Genomic DNA, 19,522 nt, shown 5'->3' on the forward strand with positions numbered 1-19,522 from the left:
TCTGGTTTTAAACCGGTGGTTTCAGGAGCGTTTTAAAAATCAATGATTAACCGGCTCTGTAGAATTCCTCAATACGAATAAGAACTGAAATTGTTAACATCATTCTTGAGAGGTTATAGAGGATCACTTTAATTTTGATCTCCTTGATCTGGAGTCTGTATTTTCGAGCCTTGAGGGCTTCTCCGAACTTTCTTTTCAGGACGGAGAATACCGTTTCGACCTTATTTCTCTGATGATACTTATCTTCATCGAATGACTGAGCGATTCGTCTTCGGTAATACCCGGAGATTCGTTTCCGTTTTCTGTTTCTGACCGGGATAAGGGAACAGGAGTTGAGGGAGTCCCGGATCAATTCATGGATCTCTTCAGAGTCGTATCCTTTGTCCATGACATAGAGGTCGGATTGTCTGGTTCTGTGAGTTTGTTTCAGGAGTTTTTCAGCGTGAGGGATATCATGGACCGGGTGCTGGGAGATCTTCAGACCGGTGATAATCTGACGATCAGTATCAACGGAGATCGAGGTTTTCAGGAACCGTTTTCTGGTCTTACCGGTTCTCCACGAATAATAATGGCTGGCATAGGAGCTGGTGAACCCGGATGAATCGATAGCAGTACAAGGGATCCTCTCGCCCCAGTCGTAGAACATTTTCATGAGCCGGTTAAGTAACCGGGTGAAAGTGAATGATCGGATCCGTTGACAGAACTTCTGGATAGTCGTGAAATGAGGTACTTCATCGAGGTGAATCTTCTCTCTGAGAGAATCCATGATCTCAGTTAGTTCGATCGTGTCCCGGTAATCTTCAGACAGATATTCTTTCAGGAGAAGGAGAATGAGTAACTGGTGTTGGGTATAGGTTTTTCTTGAGAACTTGGAAGAGAAAAGAGGAATTCTTGAATCTTTGATCAATCCGGATGATATTTCAACAAACCTGATATACCGGTTTGCTGACACTATATCGTCTCCTTACAGGTTGATTGCATAACAAGGTAAGGAGACACCGTACCTTAGCTCTTTCGGTCGTCGGTACAACTCTGTTTTAGATCAGGTTTTCTACAGAGCCGATTAACCATGAGAGCCCCGCAGAGCCCGGTTCCTTGACCGGATGGTCTGGCTCTGGGAGGATATGAGGGACGCGACCCCAAAATACCATAGCTGGCGGGTTTTTCCGGATGCTTGACATGGCGATGAGAATTTTCAGACACCTGACATCGCCGGTTCTCAGTTTATTCTTAATGGTGATGCCTATACTTCAAACAATATTTTCGTCCAGGATCTTTCTCCGGCGTATCGTAAAGAGTATTATTGATAAACTGATGAAGAAAAGGAAAAAAGTAAACCGGCAAATAATTGCCTGGGATACCGGTACCCCTTGAGGAGAGAAGAAAAAACCGCCAATCAGAAAAAGCAGGGTTACGACACAGACCGTAGGAATTGCATAGTACCTGCTTGACCAGTAAGACAGGATAAGGGGAATGAAATACAGAAGCCAGACCGGTTCTCCCAGAGGAGTTATGGTATCCATCAGATAGACTGCAAGGAGGACCAGTGCGACCACAATCACAATACCAAGATCCGAGGCAAGGGAACTGAGTACCTGGGTCACCTGGGATTGGTTACGATGTTTTGCAGGTGACATATAATACTCCGTCCGTAGCGGGAACTGGCATTTTCTGGGTATAATAACGTATTTTGGGGGTGTTGAAAATCCTTGTGATCTTCCTTTTTGCAACTCCGGCCCGGTTGTGACGATGCGACCCCGTGCAGGATATCAAATTTCGTCAAGTGTTAAAGAACAAAGGGTTCCTGAAAAGAAAAAAGGGAGATTTTTCAGATCATCGGCATGGGCACGTCCCGGTAATCCGGCCCGCCCGGCAGCTCGATGGTCTTGATCGTGGTGTTGATGTCTGCAAGATCGGTGGCTACAATCTTTGCGGATGAGATGGTGTACAGGTTGCTCCCGATATAGAGCGAGCGTTTCACCTCGTTTGCCGAGCTGCCGTACCAGTAATACCCGGAGCTGCCCGACCCGTGTTCGACAGTGCCGCGGAGCACAAATCCCGAAGCAGGGTCGACCCCGAAGACGTACGCCCCGTACCAGATGCGCTGCTGGTTGTCGTAATAACCGGGTTTCTGGACGACCGGTGTCATCGTTACCTGGCGGATCGGGAGGACGAGCAGGTTCTTTTCTTTGTCAAACAGGAACGCCTTGTGGTCGTACAGTGCTGCCGAATCGGTCCCCGATTCACCGATCTCGACTTTGCCGACCTGTTTCGGGTGCTCGACATCGCTCACGTCAAAGAGGGCGAGCTTGACCCCGCGGGTGGAGACGCCGCCCCAGTCATTGGTCGCGGTCTCCTTGCCGACCCCGATGATGTGGGTACTGTCGTACGGGTGCAGGTAATCGGAGTAGCCCGGGATCTTGAGCTTGCCGAGGATCTTCGGGTGAGCCGGTGATGACAGGTCGATCACAAAGAACGGGTCGATCCGCTTGAACGTCACCATGTAGAGCCGGTCGCCGATGAACCTGGTTGAATAGATCTTCTCCTGCTCGGCGATGTGGGTGAGCGAGCCAATCGTCTTCATGCTGCCGTCAAGGACAAAGACGTTGTTGTACTCGTACTGTCCCCGGGTTGTCACAACATTCGAGGTTGTTGCGACCCGGAGGTTGCCGTTATACTCGTCCATCGCAAACTGGTTCTTTAAGTAACCGGACACCTCGCCATTGGCCACGTACGCGATGTTCCCATTGCCGATCGCGATCTTGTGGATCACGGTTGTAGTCTGGTCATACTCCCGTTTCCGGATCGCCTCCTGCTCACCACTCTTCATCGCGGCAATGACCTCCTGCTTTTCGGCCTCGCCCAGTCTGTTGAACTCCTCGTACAGGATTGGGGCGGAGTCTGAAAAGCCGGATGAGACGCTGACCTTTTGGTCTGCAACCGCGATCTGCGGCCCGTCCGTATATGTCCGGTATACCGGGTGCCATTTCTGGTAGCTGACGTACATCGCGCCCTGTGAAACGTACAATATGTTGCCCGACCCGATCAAAAACGTCTTTGCATCTTTTTCTGCACCGGAGGTCGCGTCGATCGCGGTCACCGTCGAGAAGACGTAATTGTACTCCGGGTTGTTAAAGTAATAGACATCCGGCTCGATGACGACCTTGCCACTCTCGCGGACCGAAGGCACAATAATATCATCATACGAATACACGCTCTCGCGGGTGAGCATGTACACGATCCCCTTAATCATGCGGGCGTCCACATAATCGCCGTCGATTGTGTACTCTTTGATGACAGCCGGGTTCTTCCGGTCCGAGATATCGTAGACAGTTGTATACGTGACCGGGCTCGCACGGTAGTACGGCGGCATCATCGCGACTTTTTCCATGCCCACGGTACTCCCGCTCACGGTCCGGGAGGGTATATCGGAATTGCCTGTCGAGAAGAGCACGAGCCGGTCGCCGGTGATAAAGATCTCTTTTACTGTATCTGCAATCTCTGTCTTGGAGATTACTTTCGCGCCCTGCGCAGGGTATGCGTCAACGATGGCAAGGGTGTTTCCCGATATGATGTAGATGTACCTGCCGTCGTTTTTTATAAAGTCCGGCTCATCCACTCCGGCGACCTGCACATTTGTTGTCGAGTAATCGGTTGTCCCGTACGTCCCGCTGAAATCAGCAGAGCTCTTCGCCGCATCCTGTGTTGCCATCATGGGTGCTGCCACCGTCCCCTCGGCAAAACGGACCGACCCGTCCGTTACCCCGTACCCGTACTCCTGCACTTTCTGGGTGTTCTCTTTTATGTACTGTTTAATCTCGTCAGTGGAGCCAAACTTCTTTATCTCCCCTGCCGGTGCCATCGTTGTCGTGCCCATGCAGCCGCAGGCAAGGAGTGCGGACAGGAGCACGAGCGTGAGCCCCAGCCAGAGGATCGTGTGTCGCGCCATAATGTATCACGCAGGCTATTGTAGAGAAAAGGTCATTAATCTGGCGTTGACTGCGAATATATTCGAAGTAATGGAGTACATTGGCGCCGATAAGACATCGCCCGGTTCAATTGCCAGGCGCTTTTTAAAAAAACAGGCTGGTAAAAAAGTTGAAAACGATGAGGTTTTCGCCCGGACTGCCGGGCAAATGGCATGTCAGGGTGCCGGAACTGTCTCCTGTGCCTTGTGTGCGGTAAATGAGACGACAATGGCTGAAAGCCCCCCTATAACTGCAAACCCGCCTGCCACAAAGGGCAGAAGGGCAACGGTGATGAACGGGTTGATGAGCAGGATTATGCCAAAGATCAGGCTGAGGATGCCCAGCACACCGTTTCCGGCATCTTTTCTCGCAAATGCCTGGAAGAGGTGGGCCGCTCCGATGAAACACGCCCAGAACCCGATAAAGATGACAAAGAACGAGAGGACAAAGAGCGTCGAGAAATACGGGTACATGAGGATGAGGATACCGGCAATGATGTTGATGATGGCAAGAAAGATCTTCCAGCCCCATTCGTTCCTGTCCACAAAGACACTGCCAATCGCAAAGAACCCTCCGACAAGCCAGTACGCTCCCATGAACGTGACAAGGATGACGGTCGTAATCACAGGTGTCGTAAGGAACAAAATTCCGATGACAAGCGAAAGGATTCCCCACAGCAGCACCAGCCACCAGGGGAATATGCAGGCTTCACCCAGCACCATCGCTTCAGGACTCTTTGTTTCTTCTGTCATGGTGTTACCAGATCATGGATTGGATTTGTGCTAATTATAATTTTGGCTCTGTAGAAATGCTTAGAAATCCCGGCTCTTAACGCTCCGGGGGTGTTTGCCGTTCACGCAGGGAAGGGCAAACTGGAGAAGATATCCATCAGGATATCTTCGATTTGGCCCCCGCCGCTGCCGCATCCCCCACAATGCGATATCACTGGAACAAGTTAGGGCAATATGGATAATAGAAACGAGGTTTTCTAATGATTCATAATTTTCTATTATTCTAAAATCTGCAGAAATGTGTTTGGAATACAAATATCATAACCGGTCCAGACTGCCCGCCGCAAATCTCCTTTTAAAAATAAAAAAGAAACTCCATCATCAGGATGTTCCCCATGCTCAGGCACATCCCCCCTCACTGCTTTTCCGTCGCTTTTGTCAGCTTCTCCACATTGCTTTTTGTAAAGAACCCGTCAAAATCCCCGTACCGCTGGATGTACTCGGTGACAAGCATCGTGTGCGGGGATGGCACGGAAAAGATCTGCCGGAGCCCATCATCCGGGGAACCGACAAGGTCGAGCAGGAATCCAAGCCCGTCAGCCTTTAATGCATCTACGGTTTTTACGATCATTTCAGTGCGAAACGCGATATGGTGCACACGGGTGCCGTAGTTGAGGATGAACTTCTCCGTGGGCCCCGCAGCAGCATTCCCGGTATCCGGTTCGATCCCGGAAGTAAAGACCATCGCAAAGTCATCAGGCTCTCTCCGGGCCACACTCGTTATGGAGTTGAGCGACTTTACGTACACCGCAAAATCGTAGTGGTAATTTGTCAGCAACAGGAATTCGAGTATTGCAGCGTTGCGCTCCAGCGCCCTGACCCGTGTCGCCGCATGGTCGAGTTTCCCGATGCCATTTAAGTATTTCATTGGAGGTTTTACCGGCAACATGGTATCGGTCACGCCCTGTACCGGCCGGAACGAGTGCCGGTCATTGTGCCACTCGACAAACCCCAGCGAGTTGCCTGTGAAGCGCGAGGGGGCCGTCTGGATGAACAGCCCGTCACTGAGCCGGGCCGGTTCCTGCGTCAGGAACCGTATGCCCCGTTCCCGCTGGATCTTTACGTAACTGGAAATATCTGTAGTTGTAAACACAAAGGTTTCAAGCCGTGTATTCCGGTGTTTTTTGGCGGCCGGTGCTGTATTGAACGGGGAGAACGGGTTTGCCCCCTGTGTGCGGTTATGGAGGATGACCGATGCTGACCCCCCCCGTGACAGCTTACAGGTGCGTGCAAACCGGTCTCTGTACATCTCCGTGCACTCATGCCCGGTATACCGGAGGATCTCTTCTGCTGCCCCAAGGAACGTGTGGTGTTCGGTACTGATAATTACAGAATCCAGGCCGCCGACAAGCCCTTCAAGCCCGGCATCCTTTCGCGAGTCGATGATGAGCGGCGCCTGCTCCAGGATCTCCATCTCCTGCCGGGCAGAGCCGTCGCCTTCCGATTGTGCCGTCAATTTCAGACCCTCACGTACAGCATAATGCTGCACTGCAGTAATAATGCTAATGCCAATACCGGCATCAGGGATAAACCATAATTATAAAACCGTATAATATGGGATAAGGTGCATGTATGAAACTCGAGCAAAAACCAACCTATACGTTCCTCATCCTGCTTATTGCGCTTATCCTCATCAACACGGTGCTCGCCCGTTTTGCCATCCTTGCCGTCCCGTTCGGGAATGTATCCGGAGTTTCCAACCTGTATTTCGCGGTTGCGGTCATGATCCTGTTTACCCTGTGGTTCGGGGGCTATGGAGCAGTTGCCGCGTACGCAGGTACATTCATCGGTGCCGGTGTTCTCTCGGGCATGCCACCTGCGGTCATCTGGTACTGGTCGCTTGCAGGGCTCTGGCAGGTGCTGATCCCGCTCGTCGCCCTGCGGATGCTCGATGTTGACATAAGCCTTGGCAGACGCCGCGATATAATGATCTTTGTTATCTTCGGCATCATTGTCAACAATGCTTTCGGGGCGCTCTGGGGCGCAGTTACGCTCTCGCTTGGCAACGAGATCGCGTGGACCCAGGTCTCACCTGTATTTTTTGCATGGTTTATCGGGAACGTCATCGTAACTACGCTGATTGTACCGCTCGCGCTCCGGTATGTGACTCCCAAAATCGAAAGATCAAAGGTCTTTGTGCGGAATTACTGGTACTGATAAGACAAAACTCCCGCCCCCCCTCTTTTTAAAAATTATTTTTCCGTTGACTGGCTGCCGGAGTGACCGATCATGCCGATGACAACAAATAACACCGGGATGAGCAGGTAGCATATCATCGAATTCGATGGTGAAAAAAACGAGACACAAATGCCAAGCATTGCGACAAACGGCATTACCATCCCCCGGCGTATTCCGTTAGCTGCATCAATGGTGCTGATCTCAGCAGACGTGATTTTTGGGTGGTGTACCAGATAGTACCACTGGCAGAGAAAAAGAGTCCCGATGATGAGCATGTTGAAGTGAAACAGGTCAACTGCGATCGGCACGTTCGAATAATCCCCGCTCAGATTTGTGGTAAACGGCATGAGCACGATAAATGCAAGTATGAGCAGGTTCAGCCGGACCAGCAACGGATCTATCGTGCGCACAAAATGGAACTGCCGGTGGTGCAGGAGCCAGAACGAGGCAAGGATAAAGAAGGCGATAAAAAACGAGAAGAATTCCGTATGCATCCCGATAACGCGGGCGGGGAGCTCTGTCGCTGCCTGTTCTTTTGTCAGGATTGGAACAGTAAGGCCGACGACAAGCAGCGTCATCGCAAATGCAAAGATGCCGTCAACCAGCGCTTCCACGCGGTTCTTCGATATCTGGTAATCCCTTTCAGGTTCCTGCCCGCTCATGAAAACCTGTCCATCCTGCAGATAATCGCCATACAGTCACTTATGAAAAATGGGAACAGGCAGCTTTTATGTGTTTGCAGCTGCTGCGCTATCGTGCATCTTTATCCATCCCCCCTGCACACAATCTCATGGTGGCACTGATATGAAGATCCTTGGAATCAACGGGAGCCCGAAAGGCGAAAAGAGCCAGACGCGCCGGCTTGTGATGGCTGTCCTTGAAGGGGCGCGTAAGATGGGTGCAGACGTGACATTTGTCGATATCTGCAGCCTTGAGATCAGGTATTGCACCGCGTGCGGTACCTGTTATACGAATGGCGAATGTATCCATGACGATGATTTCCCGGCACTCCTTGAGAAGATGCTCGATGCGGACGGCATCGTGCTGGGCTCACCCAACTACATCAACTCGGTCACTGCCCAGCTCAAGACGATGTTCGACCGGATGGCGGACTCGATCCACTGCCAGTATTTCACCGGGAAGTACGGGTGCGCTGTATCGACGGCAGGAGGGTCCATGGCAGAAGAGGTTGCAGATTACATGAACGCAGCGCTGCTCCACCTCGGTGCGACCACCGTCGGCAGGGTTGGAGTGAACCTGATGGGCAACCCGGAGGCGATAGTACCTGCGGAGAAGAAAGCAAAGGAGCTGGGGCAAAAACTTGCCGACGCGATCAAGACGGGCTGGAAAGACCCTGCACAAGCCCGGATGCAGGCTGAACAGAGGGAGTATTTCAAACGCCTTGTTGCCTTCAACAAGGACCTCTGGACGCACGAGTACGACCACTGGAAGACGATGGGCTGGCTGTAAGGACCCGGTCAGTCCTTTTTACTGGTGGGACCGGAGTTTTCCCCATCTCCCGATGAGAGCAATCTGATCCGGTAACCCGCCTGTTCCAGTGCACGGGAGAGTGAACCGATGTGCCCTTTTCCCCGTGTTTCTATCTCGATTGTAACCCTCACCTCGTGCACAGGAAGATCATATGCCCCCTGCTCATGGTGGATATGGAGGATATTCCCCTGCTCCTGTGCCACCGCTGCAAGGAACCGGGCAAGGGCACCCGGCTGGTCATCGAGCACCACCGAGCACCGCATAATCCTGCCGCGACGGATGAGCGCGTGATGGATGGTCCGCTCCAGGTGCGGGCTGTCGATGTTGCCCCCGCTGATGACAAGGACGACGGTGCTTTCGGCTTTGACCGGCACCGAACCGCTCAGCAGGGCAGCAAGCGGTATGGCGCCCGCACCCTCTGCGACCACTTTCTTGCGCTCAATGAGCCAGAGCATAGCATCTGCGATAGCGTCCTCACCGGCAATTACGATCTTCTCTACGAGGTTGCGGATGACCGGGAGAGTGAGCGTGCCGGTCTGCGCGACCCGGATCCCGTCAGCAAGTGACGGCCGGGTAGGAATACAGGTGGGATTGGCCGAGCGGAGCGCGTCATATGCCGACGGGCATCCCTCTGCCTGGACCCCGATGATACGGGCAGCCGGGCGCTGCGCCCTGACCGCGGTTGCGATCCCGGCGATTAACCCGCCTCCGCCGACCGGGACAATGATCATATCAGTTTCGGGGAGGTCGTCAAGGATCTCAATCCCGATCGTTCCCTGCCCGGCAATGACCTCCTCATCATCATAGGGGTGGATAAACAGCATGCCCTGCAGGGAGAGTTTTTTTGCGTGCCCGACACTCTCCTCAAGGGTCTGGCCATGGATGATGACCTTTGCGCCATACCCCCGTGTAGCCTCCTGTTTTGCAAGGGATGCCCATTCCGGCATGACGATGGTTGCCGCAATACCGGCACGGTGCGCCGCCACCGCCACCCCCTGCGCATGGTTACCCGCAGATGCCGCGACAACACCATGGGTTACTGAAGTTTTAAGGTTGCAGAGAATTTTGTTTGTCGCCCCTCGGACTTTAAACGATCCCGCCTTCTGGAGTGTCTCGAGCTTCAGGTACACGCGGGCGCCGGTCATCTCCGAGAATGTGGGTGAAAAAACCAACGGGGTCCTTATGATATGGTCTGCGATCCTTGCATGTGCATCCCTGATTGCTCCGGGCGTGATCATCAATGAGTTCCATGCCTGCAAAGGCAAAAACGTTGCGGCTCAGGCTGCAGGGTCTGGCGGGCAATCACCTGTTTGTTAACAGAAATTTTTTTAAAAAAAGATAATTCTTTGATATTTTACCGGATGTTGTTATTACGCAGCGCCCCTCTTTTTGATCATTTCGAGCGCTTCGAACGCTTCCCTGCGGACTGCCATATTCTCATCGGTAAGCAGGGCGGTTAAGTGATCGACTGCTTTTGTATCCCCGATTTCGCCGAGCAGGAGTGCCGCCCGCTTGCGGACATCACTCTGGTTGTCCTTGAGGACCATGATGAGCGGGGTTGTTGCGGGCTGGCCGATCATCCAGAGTGCTTCCATTGCGCCGGTCCTGACCATAAGGTCGCCCTCGCGGAAGACCTGCATGAGGGGGGCGATTGTCGGCACACCGATCGCTGCAAGAGATTTGACGACCTCGGTGCGGACAGCCCGGTCCGGGTCGTTGAGTGTCTCTATGATGACCGGGACTGCTTTTGTGTTCCCGATCTGCCCCAGCACCTCGGCCGCTCCTTTCCGTATGCCAGCGTTTGCATCTCCCATCGCCCGTATGAGGGGCTCCACCGATGGCTCCCCGATTGTGACGAGCGCAAGGGCAGCTCTCCGCTGGACATCCTCGTTCTGGTCGATAAGGGCCCGGATAAGCGGCTCTATTGACAGGTCGCCAAGAGCGCAGAGCGTTGCCATCGCTGCCATCCGGACTGGCTCTTTTGAATCGTTGAGGCTTTCAATCAGGGGGCCTACCGACTGTGCATTCCCGATCCTCCCGAGTGCGATTGCCGCATCCCTGCGGACACCGGCGTCCTGGTCTTTGAGTGCCTCAATAAGCGGGGATACTGCACGTCCATCACCCATATTGCCGAGAGCCTGTACTGCGCCGCGACGGATGAGGGGGTGTGGGTATTTGGTCGCCGCAACAAGGGGGCCGAATGAAGGTTCGCCAATGAGCAGAAGCGCACGGATTGTCTCCTGCCTGACATCATCAGCAGGTTCGGTCAATGCCTGGATAAGGGGATCGAGTGCCGGTGCACCGATTTTGCCAAGAGTGTCAGCAGAACCACGCCGGATAATCCAGTACTCGTCTTTTAACCCGCGGATAAGAGGTTCGATGAACGGTTCTCCCAGATCCCCGACAGATCGTACTGCATTCCAGCGGGTGTCGAGGTCGCCTTCCGTGAGTGCTTTGAGGAAGGTCTCGTAACGCTCCTTCTGGCTGCGCAGCCTCTCCTCTTCCTCTTCACGCTTCCCTGACCTGAAAAGATTCAGGAATTTTTTTATAATTGCCATAGAGATCCTCCGATATTCCTGTACCGATAGTTTGTATAAAATCATTCAAATAGGTATCGGGTACCTGTGCAGAATTTATTTCACCCATGGGATGATTTAATCGGACTTTTCACCAATCCGTCATGTTTCCTGCTTATTTTTCACAAAATGCGGTGAAACGATACCTTAAGCCGGGCAGATAGATTACACCGGTCAAGAGGTATGAAAAAAAGAACGCAAAAATGGATCAGGATGCAAAACTTGACCCAAGCGTAAACTGTACATTGCTTGTTGCTGTCCGGGGGATATCATTTACAGTCATTGTGTAGTACCCTGCGGGCATGGAAGAATCAAATGTGTAGGTATAACTCCAGGTCTTGTCAGCCGTTACTGAAGGGGAACTTATTTCCACGCCAGAGGAAAACCGATCAGGGCCCGCCAGTATCAATAACACCGTTTTTGCGCCGGTGGTGCACCTGCCGGAAAATGTTATCGTATCCCCTTTTGAAGCAAAAAACCTGTTCGCAGAAATGGTCACTTCCCCTCCCCCGGTAACCGAAAACTCAACCCGGCCTGAAGACACTTTTTCGGGATCATCAACCACCATGGTATACGAGCCCGACTGGACAGAATAACCCGGGTTCCACTTATAGCTCCACGAACCGACAGCGTTGGTTTTCGGCTGGTCAAGGAGGACCCCCTTTGCATAATACCCGGGTCCATACAGCGTTAAGAGAACATTGCTGCCGGCGGGGCCAGTACCTGAAAAGGAAATTGAGTCGCCGATAACCATTGCCTCTCTGTTTGCAGTGATAGTAACCCCGGCCTGTAACGGCGGCCGGGGCGTCTGTTGGGAAATATCAGAGGGGGTTTCAATGTTCTGCTGTGCAGCTGGCTTTAACAGGGCATTAAACTGGTAGATCCCTGAAGATACCGCAACATCAGTTGACCAGCTCTGGTATCCTTTTAACCGGAGTTCGATATTATACATTCCCGGGTTCAGGTCCGGAATCGTGCATGGGGTACTTCCACGGAACTGGTTGTCCAGGTACACTTCGGCACCCGAAGGTTTTGATGTGAGATTTAGGGTGCCTTTTCCTGAATTTTGGTCTGATGATATGCAGCCCGACAATACAACGCAAAAAAATATGACGATAAGGACAATCAGAAGATGATTTTTAAATCTCATGTTTCCCACGATAACCGTTATTGCGCAGGATTATATAGGTTTCCAAAACCGGTGGGGGGCAGGGAGATCATGCTCCGGCAAGCCGGAGAATTTCCCGTGCAAGGGCGATGCTTTTCTCCTCACCGGTCATCAGCGTGTCGAACCTTACAGAGCCCTCCACATATACCGGGTCCAGGGTATCCTGGATAAAAACGTCAGCCAGGTCTTTGTAGCAGGAGAACGTGCCCTGCGATGACGGTTCAAGACCACGTGCCTGCATCAGTGCCGCTGCCGGGCCGCTCACGGGAGCATTTCCGATAAACGGGCTGACCGCGATCACGTATTTGTCCCGTAGTCCCGGACAAATCCCCTCGCACTCTAATATTGGCAGGATGCTTGTGATCGGATTGCTCGGGCCGATGACAACAGTATCGCTTGCCTCAATGGCAGCGAGCACTTCTTCGGTGGCAACCGGCGGTTCTGTATAGCTTCGCACAACCTCGCGGATCTCAAGCGCACCTTTTGCACGGACCCAGTACTCCTGGAAATGGACCAGCCCGATATCCGTCCGTACCTGGGTTGTCACATCACTATCGGTCATAGGGAGCACGTTTTCCCGCACACCCAACCGGTCACAAAGCACCCTGGTGGCGTTTGTCAGCCGCATCCCGTTCCTGAGCATCTCCCCGCGTGCGATATGCACGGCACGGTCATTGTCCCCGATCCTGATGAATTCGTCAATACCGAGGTGCTGTATTTCATTATGCGTTGTAAATGAATCGTTCCGGATACCCCACCATGTGTCGGTATTCAGGATTCCGGCAAAGAGGTACATGACCGTGTCTAGATCCGGTGAGATGTGGTTGCCGGAGATCCAGATATCCTCGGCAGTATTCACGACAACCGAAATCTCGTGACGGTCGATCACCCGCTGCATGCCGCGGAGCAGCTTGGGTGTCCCCGTGCCGCCCGACAGAAACGTGATCATCACTCAATAGTTTTATCCCATGTATATGAAGATTCTTTTAGTGATTCCTTGAAGATCATAAAAGACCCGGTCCATGGGTATATCGAACTGGATGATTTTGCCCGCGAGCTCCTTGACTCACCGGCGCTGCAGCGTTTGCGGTACATCCGCCAGCTGGGTTTTTCCTACCTGGTATATCCCGGCGCAAACCATACCCGGTTTGAACATTCGCTGGGGACGATGTACCTTTCCGATATTGCCGCACAAAAGTTCGGGCTCCCGGATGCTGAACGGATGCTTGTTGCGGCTGCCGCCCTCCTTCATGATATCGGGCATGGCCCTTTCTCCCATGCCAGCGAACCCCTGCTGGAGGAATACCTGCACCGGACCCATGATGAAATCGGATTGTATGTTCAAGGTCAGACACGGGACATACTTTTACAGCACAATATCAATCCGGAGGAGCTCTGTGCACTCATAAAAGGGCAGCATCCACTTTCAGGCATCATTCGTGGCGACCTTGATGTCGACCGCATGGACTACCTTCTCCGTGATGCATATTACACCGGCGCCCCTTACGGCACGGTCGATGCCCAGAGGCTTATACGGAACATGGTGCGGACAGATGACGGGATTATCCTTGACGAGAATGGGATCAATGCTGCAGAATCGCTCCTGATCGCACGCACGATGATGCGCCCTGCAGTCTACTTCCATCATGTGAGCCGGATCGGGGAGAGCATGTTCCAGCTTGCAATGCTTGAGCACCTGGATGGGGCGGGCGATGAACCCGTGGAACAATTGCTGCACATGGACGACATGGGCTGTATGCATTCTTTGAGAAGTTCAAAAAATTCAATTTCCAAAATGCTGACCGGGCGAATCTGCCTCCGCCAGCTGTTCAAACGGGCATTGTATGTCGGGCAAGACCAGGTGAATATTATGGCATATCCACGGGCACCATCCCTAAAAAAGAACCGGGAACTTGCAGCGGCAATTGCTGAAGGTGCCGGTGTTCAACCACATACTGTTCTTCTCGATATCCCCTCATTTCCAGGAGATATGTCAATGGACGTGCGCGTGAAGAACCGGAGTGCTGTTGTGCATTTTGAGGAGATCACCCCCAGAATTCGGACTCTGAACGAAACCCGGAGAGAGCAGTGGCGATTAGGTGTGTATACCCTGCCGGAGCAGCTGGAACCGGTTGCCCAATCTGCAGCAGACATCCTCCATGTGAAAAAAGCCACCCGTCAGGACACATTGTTTTAAAAAAGCGGGGGTGAAAGGCGGGCCTTTGAGGCACGTCTTTTAAAAATCAGGCCGGACGGGTATAAGAACCGGTTCATTTTCATTGCCAGTCTGATGCAAAAACCAGGACTTTTTCATGCTACATTGTTACAGTTTCAGTCTCCCTGCCGGTACTTAACCAGTCTAAAAAGGTAATATAACCCTGAAAGCAAACAATCACTTTATATGAAGAGCCTAGTTCCTTTGATCGCAGGACTGATCATTCTCGGGGCGCTTGTGGCAGGATGCACAGGTACCCAGAATGTTGCCACTCCTTCACCAACCCCGGTTCCGACCACGTCTCCCACACCAACCCAGACGACATCGTTTACCCTGGGGGCATCATATTTGAGCCATCCCACGCCCTACTCCTTCACGAGTGAAAAAGATGTCTATACCGAACAATTCCGGGCGACAAACGAGCCTTGGGGTATCGAATTTACCGTCAACCCGACAAATGAAGACCCGCAGTACACCTGGTTCGAGATGAAGGTTACGCAAATGGACACCGGAAAGACGGATACTTTCGGGTATGGCCGTACCTATGATTTCGAAAAGCACCAGCTGCACCCGATGTATAACGCCGGACCATACAAGGTTGAGATGAAAGGCAACCGTGTCAGCGTCAGCGTCAATATCGCAAAGCGGAACCCGTAGGTAACGTGATTTGGGATGTTTGAAGACTGGATTGTAGTCGCGTGCGGAGTGATCGTCGTAATCTCTGCGTTTTGTATCACCCTCATCATAATCCAGAGACAGGAACGCCGCGTAATCGAGAGCAGGTATAAGATGCTGGTGTACAGCGAACTGCTCCACGCGGTCACCGAACTCAACCTTGCCGGGGACGACCAGTACAGGATCGATATTGCAAAAAAGAACCTTGCCTATTCGGTGAACCGCCTGAACCTGATCGCAAGTTCCGGGGTGTTAAAGAGCACCAACGACCTCCTTGACTTTTTAAATGAGCATCTGGGAAAGGAATTTGACGCCCTGCGGCTCCACAATATTTTAAACACGCTCGTGATTGAAGCAAGGCGCGACCTCAACCCGGACCATGCCCGGAAGGTAGAGGAAGCACAGGTACGGTTCAGGTTTTTTGCCCCCCCTAAAAAATAAATTTAAAAAAAATTCAGCGGCATAAACTCTTTTTGGTTCCGGCTCTGACAATGGTATGAGATCAAGAGCGGGAGCAACAATGAAAAAAGAGTTTGTCGTTGGAGTCACGGGTGCGAGCGGATCCTTGTATGCACGCCGGTTGCTGGAAGTGCTCTGCACTGATGCAAAGGTGCACATCATCATCTCGGATGTGGCAAAAAGAATTGCTGCCCACGAAGGTGTCGACCTCTCCGGTTTTTCAGCACATTATCATGACAACAACCAGATGTTTTCTGACATCGCAAGCGGGTCGTACCGGTATGACGGGATGGTGGTGATACCCTGCAGCCAGAAGACGCTTGCCGCAGTCGCGCAGGGGTATGCAGACAACCTCATCACCCGGACCGCAGACGTGTGCTTGAAAGAGCGCAGGAAGTGTATCCTCGTTACCCGTGAAACCCCGCTCTCGGGGATACACCTCAATAACATGCTTGCCGCACACAATGCCGGTGCTCTGATCATGCCCGCAAGCCCCGGGTTCTACCATCACCCCAGGACCATAAATGATATGGTGGATATGGTGGTGTCCCGCGTGCTCGACCACCTTGGGGTTGAACACAAGCTCACCGAACGCTGGGGTGGTTTGTGATGCGTGATTTTATTGAGAAAATGCGGGAGCAGGGCAATGTGATCGATGTCCACGAGCCCTGCACAACGGATATGCAGGCCGCAAAAATGGCGGGCACTACGGATAAGCTGCTCTTTTTCCACAATATTGACGGCGGACGCGCGGTCATGAACGTAACCGCGAACCGTCAAGCCCTGTCCCTCGCGCTGGGGATTGACGAGACCGCTATGGTCAGAGCGCTTGTCGATGCAAAGTTCGATGGCAGGATCGTCAATAATGGTACGCTGGCGATGGAAAAACCCGATCTCTCCCGAATTCCTGTGATGCATCATTTCCCCAAAGATGCCGGGAAATATGTCACGGCAGGCATCGTATTCTCCCGGTTCGGGGGCATTGAAAATGCATCCATCCACCGGATGCTCATACTGGATAACCAGCGCGTTGCCTCCCGCCTTGTTGAGGGAAGGCACACGCACGTGATGCTCCAAAAAGCGCTTGCACAAAACGGGCGTCTGCCCATTGCGGTGGTCATCGGCACGCACCCGGCCGTGACATTTGCCTGCTGCACCCGTGTGCCCGAGGGCATGGAACTGGCATATGCCGCGGAGCTCCTTGGCGGGAAGATCAAGGTGAAGCGATGCAGCAACGGGGTGCTTGTTCCCGATGCCGAGATTGTGCTCGAGGGTTTTATCGGTGCAGAACGGGCAGAAGAGGGGCCTTTTGTGGATATCACTGGGACATATGACCCGGTGCGCCACGAGCCGGTAATTGAGTTCACCGGCATGCACCTCAAACGCGATTTCATCTATCATGGGATTCTTCCGGGCGGCAACGAGCACAAGGTGCTGATGGGTTGCCCGTACGAACCAAAGATCTACCGTGCGGTATCCGGGGTGACAGAGGTCAAAAATGTTGTCCTGACCCGGGGGGGATGCGGTTACCTCCACGCAGTAATCCAGATCAGGAAGAGCACGCAGGGCGATGCGAAGAATGCGATCATGGCAGCGTTTGCCGCCCACACCTCGCTCAAGCATGTCATCGTTGTCGATGAAGATATCGACCCCTCCAATCCGGAAGATGTCGAATATGCAATAGCAACAAGGGTGAGCGGGGACCGGGACGTCATGGTGATCACCGGGGTGCGGGGTTCGTCGCTTGACCCGTGCCAGCTTGAGGACGGTACCAATGTCAAGGTCGGGGTCGATGCAACGATGGTCCTCGGGCGGGAAGAAGAGTTCCGGCGCGCTACGTGGTGAAGCCCGTGGACCTTGAACCCGGGGACGAAGAGATCCTTGCGGGCGAGCAGGGTGAAACAAAGCAGGAGATGCTGGAGATCCTTGTCGCGCTCGGCACGGTCTTTGGCGCAGATCGCCTCGTCCCTGTCACGAGCGTGCAGGTGAGCGGGGCATCGTACAAAACGATTGGAAAGTACGGGCTTGAATGGCTGGAGCATCTCGATGCACGGGCAGTTGTCCCTGCGATCTTAAACCCCATCGGAATGCCGAGGGGGCGCTGGCAGGAGATGGGGGTGGAACCGGATTTTGCAAAAAAACAGCAGGCGGTCATTGCAGCATATGAAAGGCTCGGGATCCGGCTTGAATGCACCTGCACTCCATATTACCTGCATGCACCGGAATATGGCGATCACCTCGCATGGTCTGAGTCATCTGCAGTCAGCTATGCAAACTCGGTGATTGGAGCCCGGACGAACCGGGAAGGCGGGCCCGGAGCACTTGCCGCTGCCCTTATCGGCAAAACACCGTGCTATGGGTTCCACCTCTCACAAAACCGGAAGCCTCAGGTGGTGATTGAAGTTCATGGGGTGGGCAGGGAAGCCTCTGTCGCACACTACGGTGCCCTCGGGTATCTCGCAGGAAAACTTGCCGGCAACCGCACCCCGCTTTTTTGCGGGATCCGTCCGGACCGCGACAGGCTCAAAGCACTTGGTGCTGCCATGGCGGCAACCGGTGCGGTGGCGCTTTACCATGTGAAAGGAGCGACTCCCGAAGCGAGGCTGGTGCATTTTGATACATCCGGCCTTGAGAAGATCGAGGTTGAAAGGCAGGAAATTGACAGGCTCTTCTCTGAAATCCATGTTGATGCAGTTGCGGTGGGCTGCCCGCACTGTTCGTCCGGCGAATTAAAAACAGCGGATCGGCTGCTCAGGGGAAAAAAGGTAAAAAAGCCATTCTATATCTTTGCAGCGCAGGATGTTATCAGCAGGAACCGCAGGACGGTGGATTCCATCGAGAAAAGCGGCGCCCGTGTCTATGCCGATACCTGCATGGTGGTCTCTCCCGTCATGGAACGGTACACCGCCATAATGGTCAACAGCGGCAAAGCGCTGTCGTATGTCCCTGGCATGTGCGGGGCGGTGGCACGGATCGGGACAATTGAGGAATGCGTTGAAGTTGCATCGTCCTGAAAATGGTTAATTAAACGGTCAATTCTCCGGATAATCAATAGCATAGAGTTGAAATAAACCGGATATTGATCACTTAAGATTCATGAGAATTTTTTTAATTTCCTCAATTGCGGCCGGTTCCGGGTTTTTCCCCGGGCGGACATCCTTTCCGTAATCAAGTATTTTCTGTACGGTATCCCTGGTCGTATGGGCAAAGGGGATATCATCCCAGATCTTCTGGTCAATGACATTCCAGGTGCATTGCAGTAAATGGCCGAGTATGGCAATGTCATCCTGCGTAAACGACCTCCATTCCGGCCCAACGCCATGCTGGATCTTCTTGATCGCCTGCTCAACCCGTTTTTCCCGGTGGAGATGGTACATCCTCCTCCCCACTTCGGTCTGTGTTACATCCGGCATCTCATCAGTCCCCAGTTTTTCCCCCACAAAATCGTGGTCAGTCTCTCATCAGCATCCTACATGAAAACCTTTTTGGCACGTGATACCTGCCTGATCAACGGCAACCAACAGGAAAACCGGATTAATCCGCCGTCACTGTTCCATAAACACAGGCGATCCCGGGACAAACCGGCAATCCAGCTGCCCGGCCATCAGATCGACCGGTTCAGGATCCTGCAGATCCTGCTGATCGCCTCCTCCTCCCTCATTTTCCGGCCGGTTACGTCATTTCCGATGCCGATGATCTCACCCAGGTCATCCATTGTCAGCCGCGTGAAGGAAGATTGTTCCCAGATTCGCCTCTCCACGGTTACCCAGGTCTCACCGAGGATATAGGTCAGCGTCTTGATGTCCTGCTGGGAGAATGCCGCCCAACCGGATCCGACATTCCGGCGTATCTTTTCCAGTGCCGCTTCGACGGCCCTCTCCTTATGGATCTGAAAAATTCTCCTGCCCCGCTCATCGCTGGTCACATCCGGCATATGTCCCCATCCTCACCATACTATTCCGACTCCAATTAAATAGTTTTCCCTTATTATAATGTTGATT

Annotated in this window: 20 protein-coding genes; 8 read left to right on the plus strand and 12 right to left on the minus strand. The window is 53.0% G+C overall.

Annotation, left to right across the window (positions count from 1 at the left end):
* Nucleotides 1-46: 46 nt before the first annotated feature.
* The 5 genes from OS112_00625 to OS112_00645 form a co-directional block, all read right to left on the minus strand.
* Entirely contained in the window at nucleotides 47-952 is a 906-nt protein-coding gene (locus OS112_00625) for an IS5 family transposase (GenBank protein WAC05162.1), read from the minus strand.
* Between the two features lie 298 nt (nucleotides 953-1,250).
* Nucleotides 1,251-1,637, minus strand: a complete 387-nt coding sequence (locus tag OS112_00630) for a hypothetical protein (GenBank protein WAC05163.1) — start codon at nucleotides 1,635-1,637, stop codon at nucleotides 1,251-1,253.
* Nucleotides 1,638-1,828: 191 nt separating this feature from the next.
* Nucleotides 1,829-3,949 (minus strand): beta-propeller domain-containing protein, encoded by a 2,121-nt coding sequence (locus tag OS112_00635; protein WAC05164.1) that lies wholly within the window; start codon nucleotides 3,947-3,949, stop codon nucleotides 1,829-1,831.
* A gap of 195 nt (nucleotides 3,950-4,144) precedes the next feature.
* Entirely contained in the window at nucleotides 4,145-4,720 is a 576-nt protein-coding gene (locus OS112_00640; protein ID WAC05165.1) for a DUF308 domain-containing protein, read from the minus strand.
* 394 nt (nucleotides 4,721-5,114) lie between these two features.
* Entirely contained in the window at nucleotides 5,115-6,215 is a 1,101-nt protein-coding gene (locus OS112_00645; GenBank protein ID WAC05166.1) for a hypothetical protein, read from the minus strand.
* A gap of 116 nt (nucleotides 6,216-6,331) precedes the next feature.
* Between OS112_00645 and OS112_00650 the strand changes: the two genes are divergently transcribed.
* The gene (locus tag OS112_00650; protein ID WAC05167.1) at nucleotides 6,332-6,916 is read left to right on the plus strand and encodes a hypothetical protein; all 585 of its coding nucleotides are present in this window, start codon (nucleotides 6,332-6,334) and stop codon (nucleotides 6,914-6,916) included.
* Nucleotides 6,917-6,951: 35 nt separating this feature from the next.
* On the opposite strand, the gene OS112_00655 is transcribed toward OS112_00650, so the two are convergent.
* Nucleotides 6,952-7,599 (minus strand): TMEM175 family protein, encoded by a 648-nt coding sequence (locus OS112_00655; protein ID WAC05168.1) that lies wholly within the window; start codon nucleotides 7,597-7,599, stop codon nucleotides 6,952-6,954.
* Nucleotides 7,600-7,741: 142 nt separating this feature from the next.
* Here OS112_00655 and OS112_00660 point away from each other — a divergent pair, with 142 nt between their 5' ends.
* Nucleotides 7,742-8,407: a flavodoxin family protein gene (locus OS112_00660; GenBank protein ID WAC05169.1), complete on the plus strand. Its 666-nt coding sequence runs from the start codon at nucleotides 7,742-7,744 to the stop codon at nucleotides 8,405-8,407.
* Between the two features lie 8 nt (nucleotides 8,408-8,415).
* On the opposite strand, the gene ilvA is transcribed toward OS112_00660, so the two are convergent.
* From ilvA to cofD, 4 genes are all read right to left on the minus strand, one after another.
* Nucleotides 8,416-9,666, minus strand: a complete 1,251-nt coding sequence (gene ilvA, locus OS112_00665; GenBank protein ID WAC05170.1) for a threonine ammonia-lyase — start codon at nucleotides 9,664-9,666, stop codon at nucleotides 8,416-8,418.
* A 132-nt stretch (nucleotides 9,667-9,798) separates the two neighbouring features.
* Entirely contained in the window at nucleotides 9,799-10,986 is a 1,188-nt protein-coding gene (locus OS112_00670) for a HEAT repeat domain-containing protein (protein ID WAC05171.1), read from the minus strand.
* A 226-nt stretch (nucleotides 10,987-11,212) separates the two neighbouring features.
* Nucleotides 11,213-12,154 (minus strand): PEGA domain-containing protein, encoded by a 942-nt coding sequence (locus tag OS112_00675; protein WAC05172.1) that lies wholly within the window; start codon nucleotides 12,152-12,154, stop codon nucleotides 11,213-11,215.
* 67 nt (nucleotides 12,155-12,221) lie between these two features.
* Nucleotides 12,222-13,121: a 2-phospho-L-lactate transferase gene (cofD, locus tag OS112_00680; GenBank protein WAC05173.1), complete on the minus strand. Its 900-nt coding sequence runs from the start codon at nucleotides 13,119-13,121 to the stop codon at nucleotides 12,222-12,224.
* 48 nt (nucleotides 13,122-13,169) lie between these two features.
* On the opposite strand from cofD, the gene OS112_00685 reads away from it, so the two are divergent.
* The 6 genes from OS112_00685 (at nucleotide 13,170) to OS112_00710 (ending at nucleotide 18,535) form a co-directional block, all read left to right on the plus strand.
* Nucleotides 13,170-14,369: an HD domain-containing protein gene (locus OS112_00685; protein WAC05174.1), complete on the plus strand. Its 1,200-nt coding sequence runs from the start codon at nucleotides 13,170-13,172 to the stop codon at nucleotides 14,367-14,369.
* A 204-nt stretch (nucleotides 14,370-14,573) separates the two neighbouring features.
* Nucleotides 14,574-15,044, plus strand: coding sequence for a hypothetical protein (locus tag OS112_00690; protein ID WAC05175.1), 471 nt, complete (start codon nucleotides 14,574-14,576; stop codon nucleotides 15,042-15,044).
* A 15-nt stretch (nucleotides 15,045-15,059) separates the two neighbouring features.
* Nucleotides 15,060-15,503, plus strand: a complete 444-nt coding sequence (locus OS112_00695) for a hypothetical protein (GenBank protein ID WAC05176.1) — start codon at nucleotides 15,060-15,062, stop codon at nucleotides 15,501-15,503.
* Between the two features lie 79 nt (nucleotides 15,504-15,582).
* Nucleotides 15,583-16,131: a UbiX family flavin prenyltransferase gene (locus tag OS112_00700; protein WAC05177.1), complete on the plus strand. Its 549-nt coding sequence runs from the start codon at nucleotides 15,583-15,585 to the stop codon at nucleotides 16,129-16,131.
* Nucleotides 16,131-17,366: a UbiD family decarboxylase gene (locus OS112_00705; GenBank protein ID WAC05178.1), complete on the plus strand. Its 1,236-nt coding sequence runs from the start codon at nucleotides 16,131-16,133 to the stop codon at nucleotides 17,364-17,366. Before OS112_00700 ends, OS112_00705 begins: the two co-directional genes overlap by 1 nt.
* Before the next feature lie 5 nt (nucleotides 17,367-17,371).
* Nucleotides 17,372-18,535 carry an aconitase X catalytic domain-containing protein gene (locus OS112_00710; protein WAC05179.1) on the plus strand — a complete coding sequence of 388 codons (1,164 nt, stop codon included), beginning with the start codon at nucleotides 17,372-17,374 and terminating at the stop codon, nucleotides 18,533-18,535.
* A 69-nt stretch (nucleotides 18,536-18,604) separates the two neighbouring features.
* Here the strand turns inward: OS112_00710 and OS112_00715 are convergent, their stop codons facing one another.
* Nucleotides 18,605-18,934: a hypothetical protein gene (locus OS112_00715; GenBank protein WAC05180.1), complete on the minus strand. Its 330-nt coding sequence runs from the start codon at nucleotides 18,932-18,934 to the stop codon at nucleotides 18,605-18,607.
* 191 nt (nucleotides 18,935-19,125) lie between these two features.
* A complete protein-coding gene (locus OS112_00720) occupies nucleotides 19,126-19,455 on the minus strand; it encodes a hypothetical protein (GenBank protein WAC05181.1) in 330 nt (109 codons plus the stop codon).
* Nucleotides 19,456-19,522: the final 67 nt, after the last annotated feature.

This window comes from Methanoregula sp. (assembly GCA_026625165.1).
In the GTDB taxonomy this organism is placed as follows: Archaea; Halobacteriota; Methanomicrobia; order Methanomicrobiales; family Methanospirillaceae; genus MVRE01.

Bases quoted from the DNA above. Each gene is read 5' to 3' on its own strand.
- OS112_00650 (WAC05167.1), top strand. From the start codon at position 6,332: ATGAAACTCGAGCAAAAACCAACCTATACGTTCCTCATCCTGCTTATT.
- OS112_00640 (WAC05165.1), bottom strand. From the start codon at position 4,720: ATGACAGAAGAAACAAAGAGTCCTGAAGCGATGGTGCTGGGTGAAGCC.
- OS112_00670 (WAC05171.1), bottom strand. From the start codon at position 10,986: ATGGCAATTATAAAAAAATTCCTGAATCTTTTCAGGTCAGGGAAGCGT.
- cofD (WAC05173.1), bottom strand. From the start codon at position 13,121: ATGATCACGTTTCTGTCGGGCGGCACGGGGACACCCAAGCTGCTCCGC.
- ilvA (WAC05170.1), bottom strand. From the start codon at position 9,666: ATGATCACGCCCGGAGCAATCAGGGATGCACATGCAAGGATCGCAGAC.
- OS112_00700 (WAC05177.1), top strand. From the start codon at position 15,583: ATGAAAAAAGAGTTTGTCGTTGGAGTCACGGGTGCGAGCGGATCCTTG.
- OS112_00705 (WAC05178.1), top strand. From the start codon at position 16,131: ATGCGTGATTTTATTGAGAAAATGCGGGAGCAGGGCAATGTGATCGAT.
- OS112_00630 (WAC05163.1), bottom strand. From the start codon at position 1,637: ATGTCACCTGCAAAACATCGTAACCAATCCCAGGTGACCCAGGTACTC.
- OS112_00675 (WAC05172.1), bottom strand. From the start codon at position 12,154: ATGAGATTTAAAAATCATCTTCTGATTGTCCTTATCGTCATATTTTTT.
- OS112_00655 (WAC05168.1), bottom strand. From the start codon at position 7,599: ATGAGCGGGCAGGAACCTGAAAGGGATTACCAGATATCGAAGAACCGC.
- OS112_00690 (WAC05175.1), top strand. From the start codon at position 14,574: ATGAAGAGCCTAGTTCCTTTGATCGCAGGACTGATCATTCTCGGGGCG.
- OS112_00715 (WAC05180.1), bottom strand. From the start codon at position 18,934: ATGCCGGATGTAACACAGACCGAAGTGGGGAGGAGGATGTACCATCTC.
- OS112_00635 (WAC05164.1), bottom strand. From the start codon at position 3,949: ATGGCGCGACACACGATCCTCTGGCTGGGGCTCACGCTCGTGCTCCTG.
- OS112_00660 (WAC05169.1), top strand. From the start codon at position 7,742: ATGAAGATCCTTGGAATCAACGGGAGCCCGAAAGGCGAAAAGAGCCAG.
- OS112_00720 (WAC05181.1), bottom strand. From the start codon at position 19,455: ATGCCGGATGTGACCAGCGATGAGCGGGGCAGGAGAATTTTTCAGATC.
- OS112_00695 (WAC05176.1), top strand. From the start codon at position 15,060: ATGTTTGAAGACTGGATTGTAGTCGCGTGCGGAGTGATCGTCGTAATC.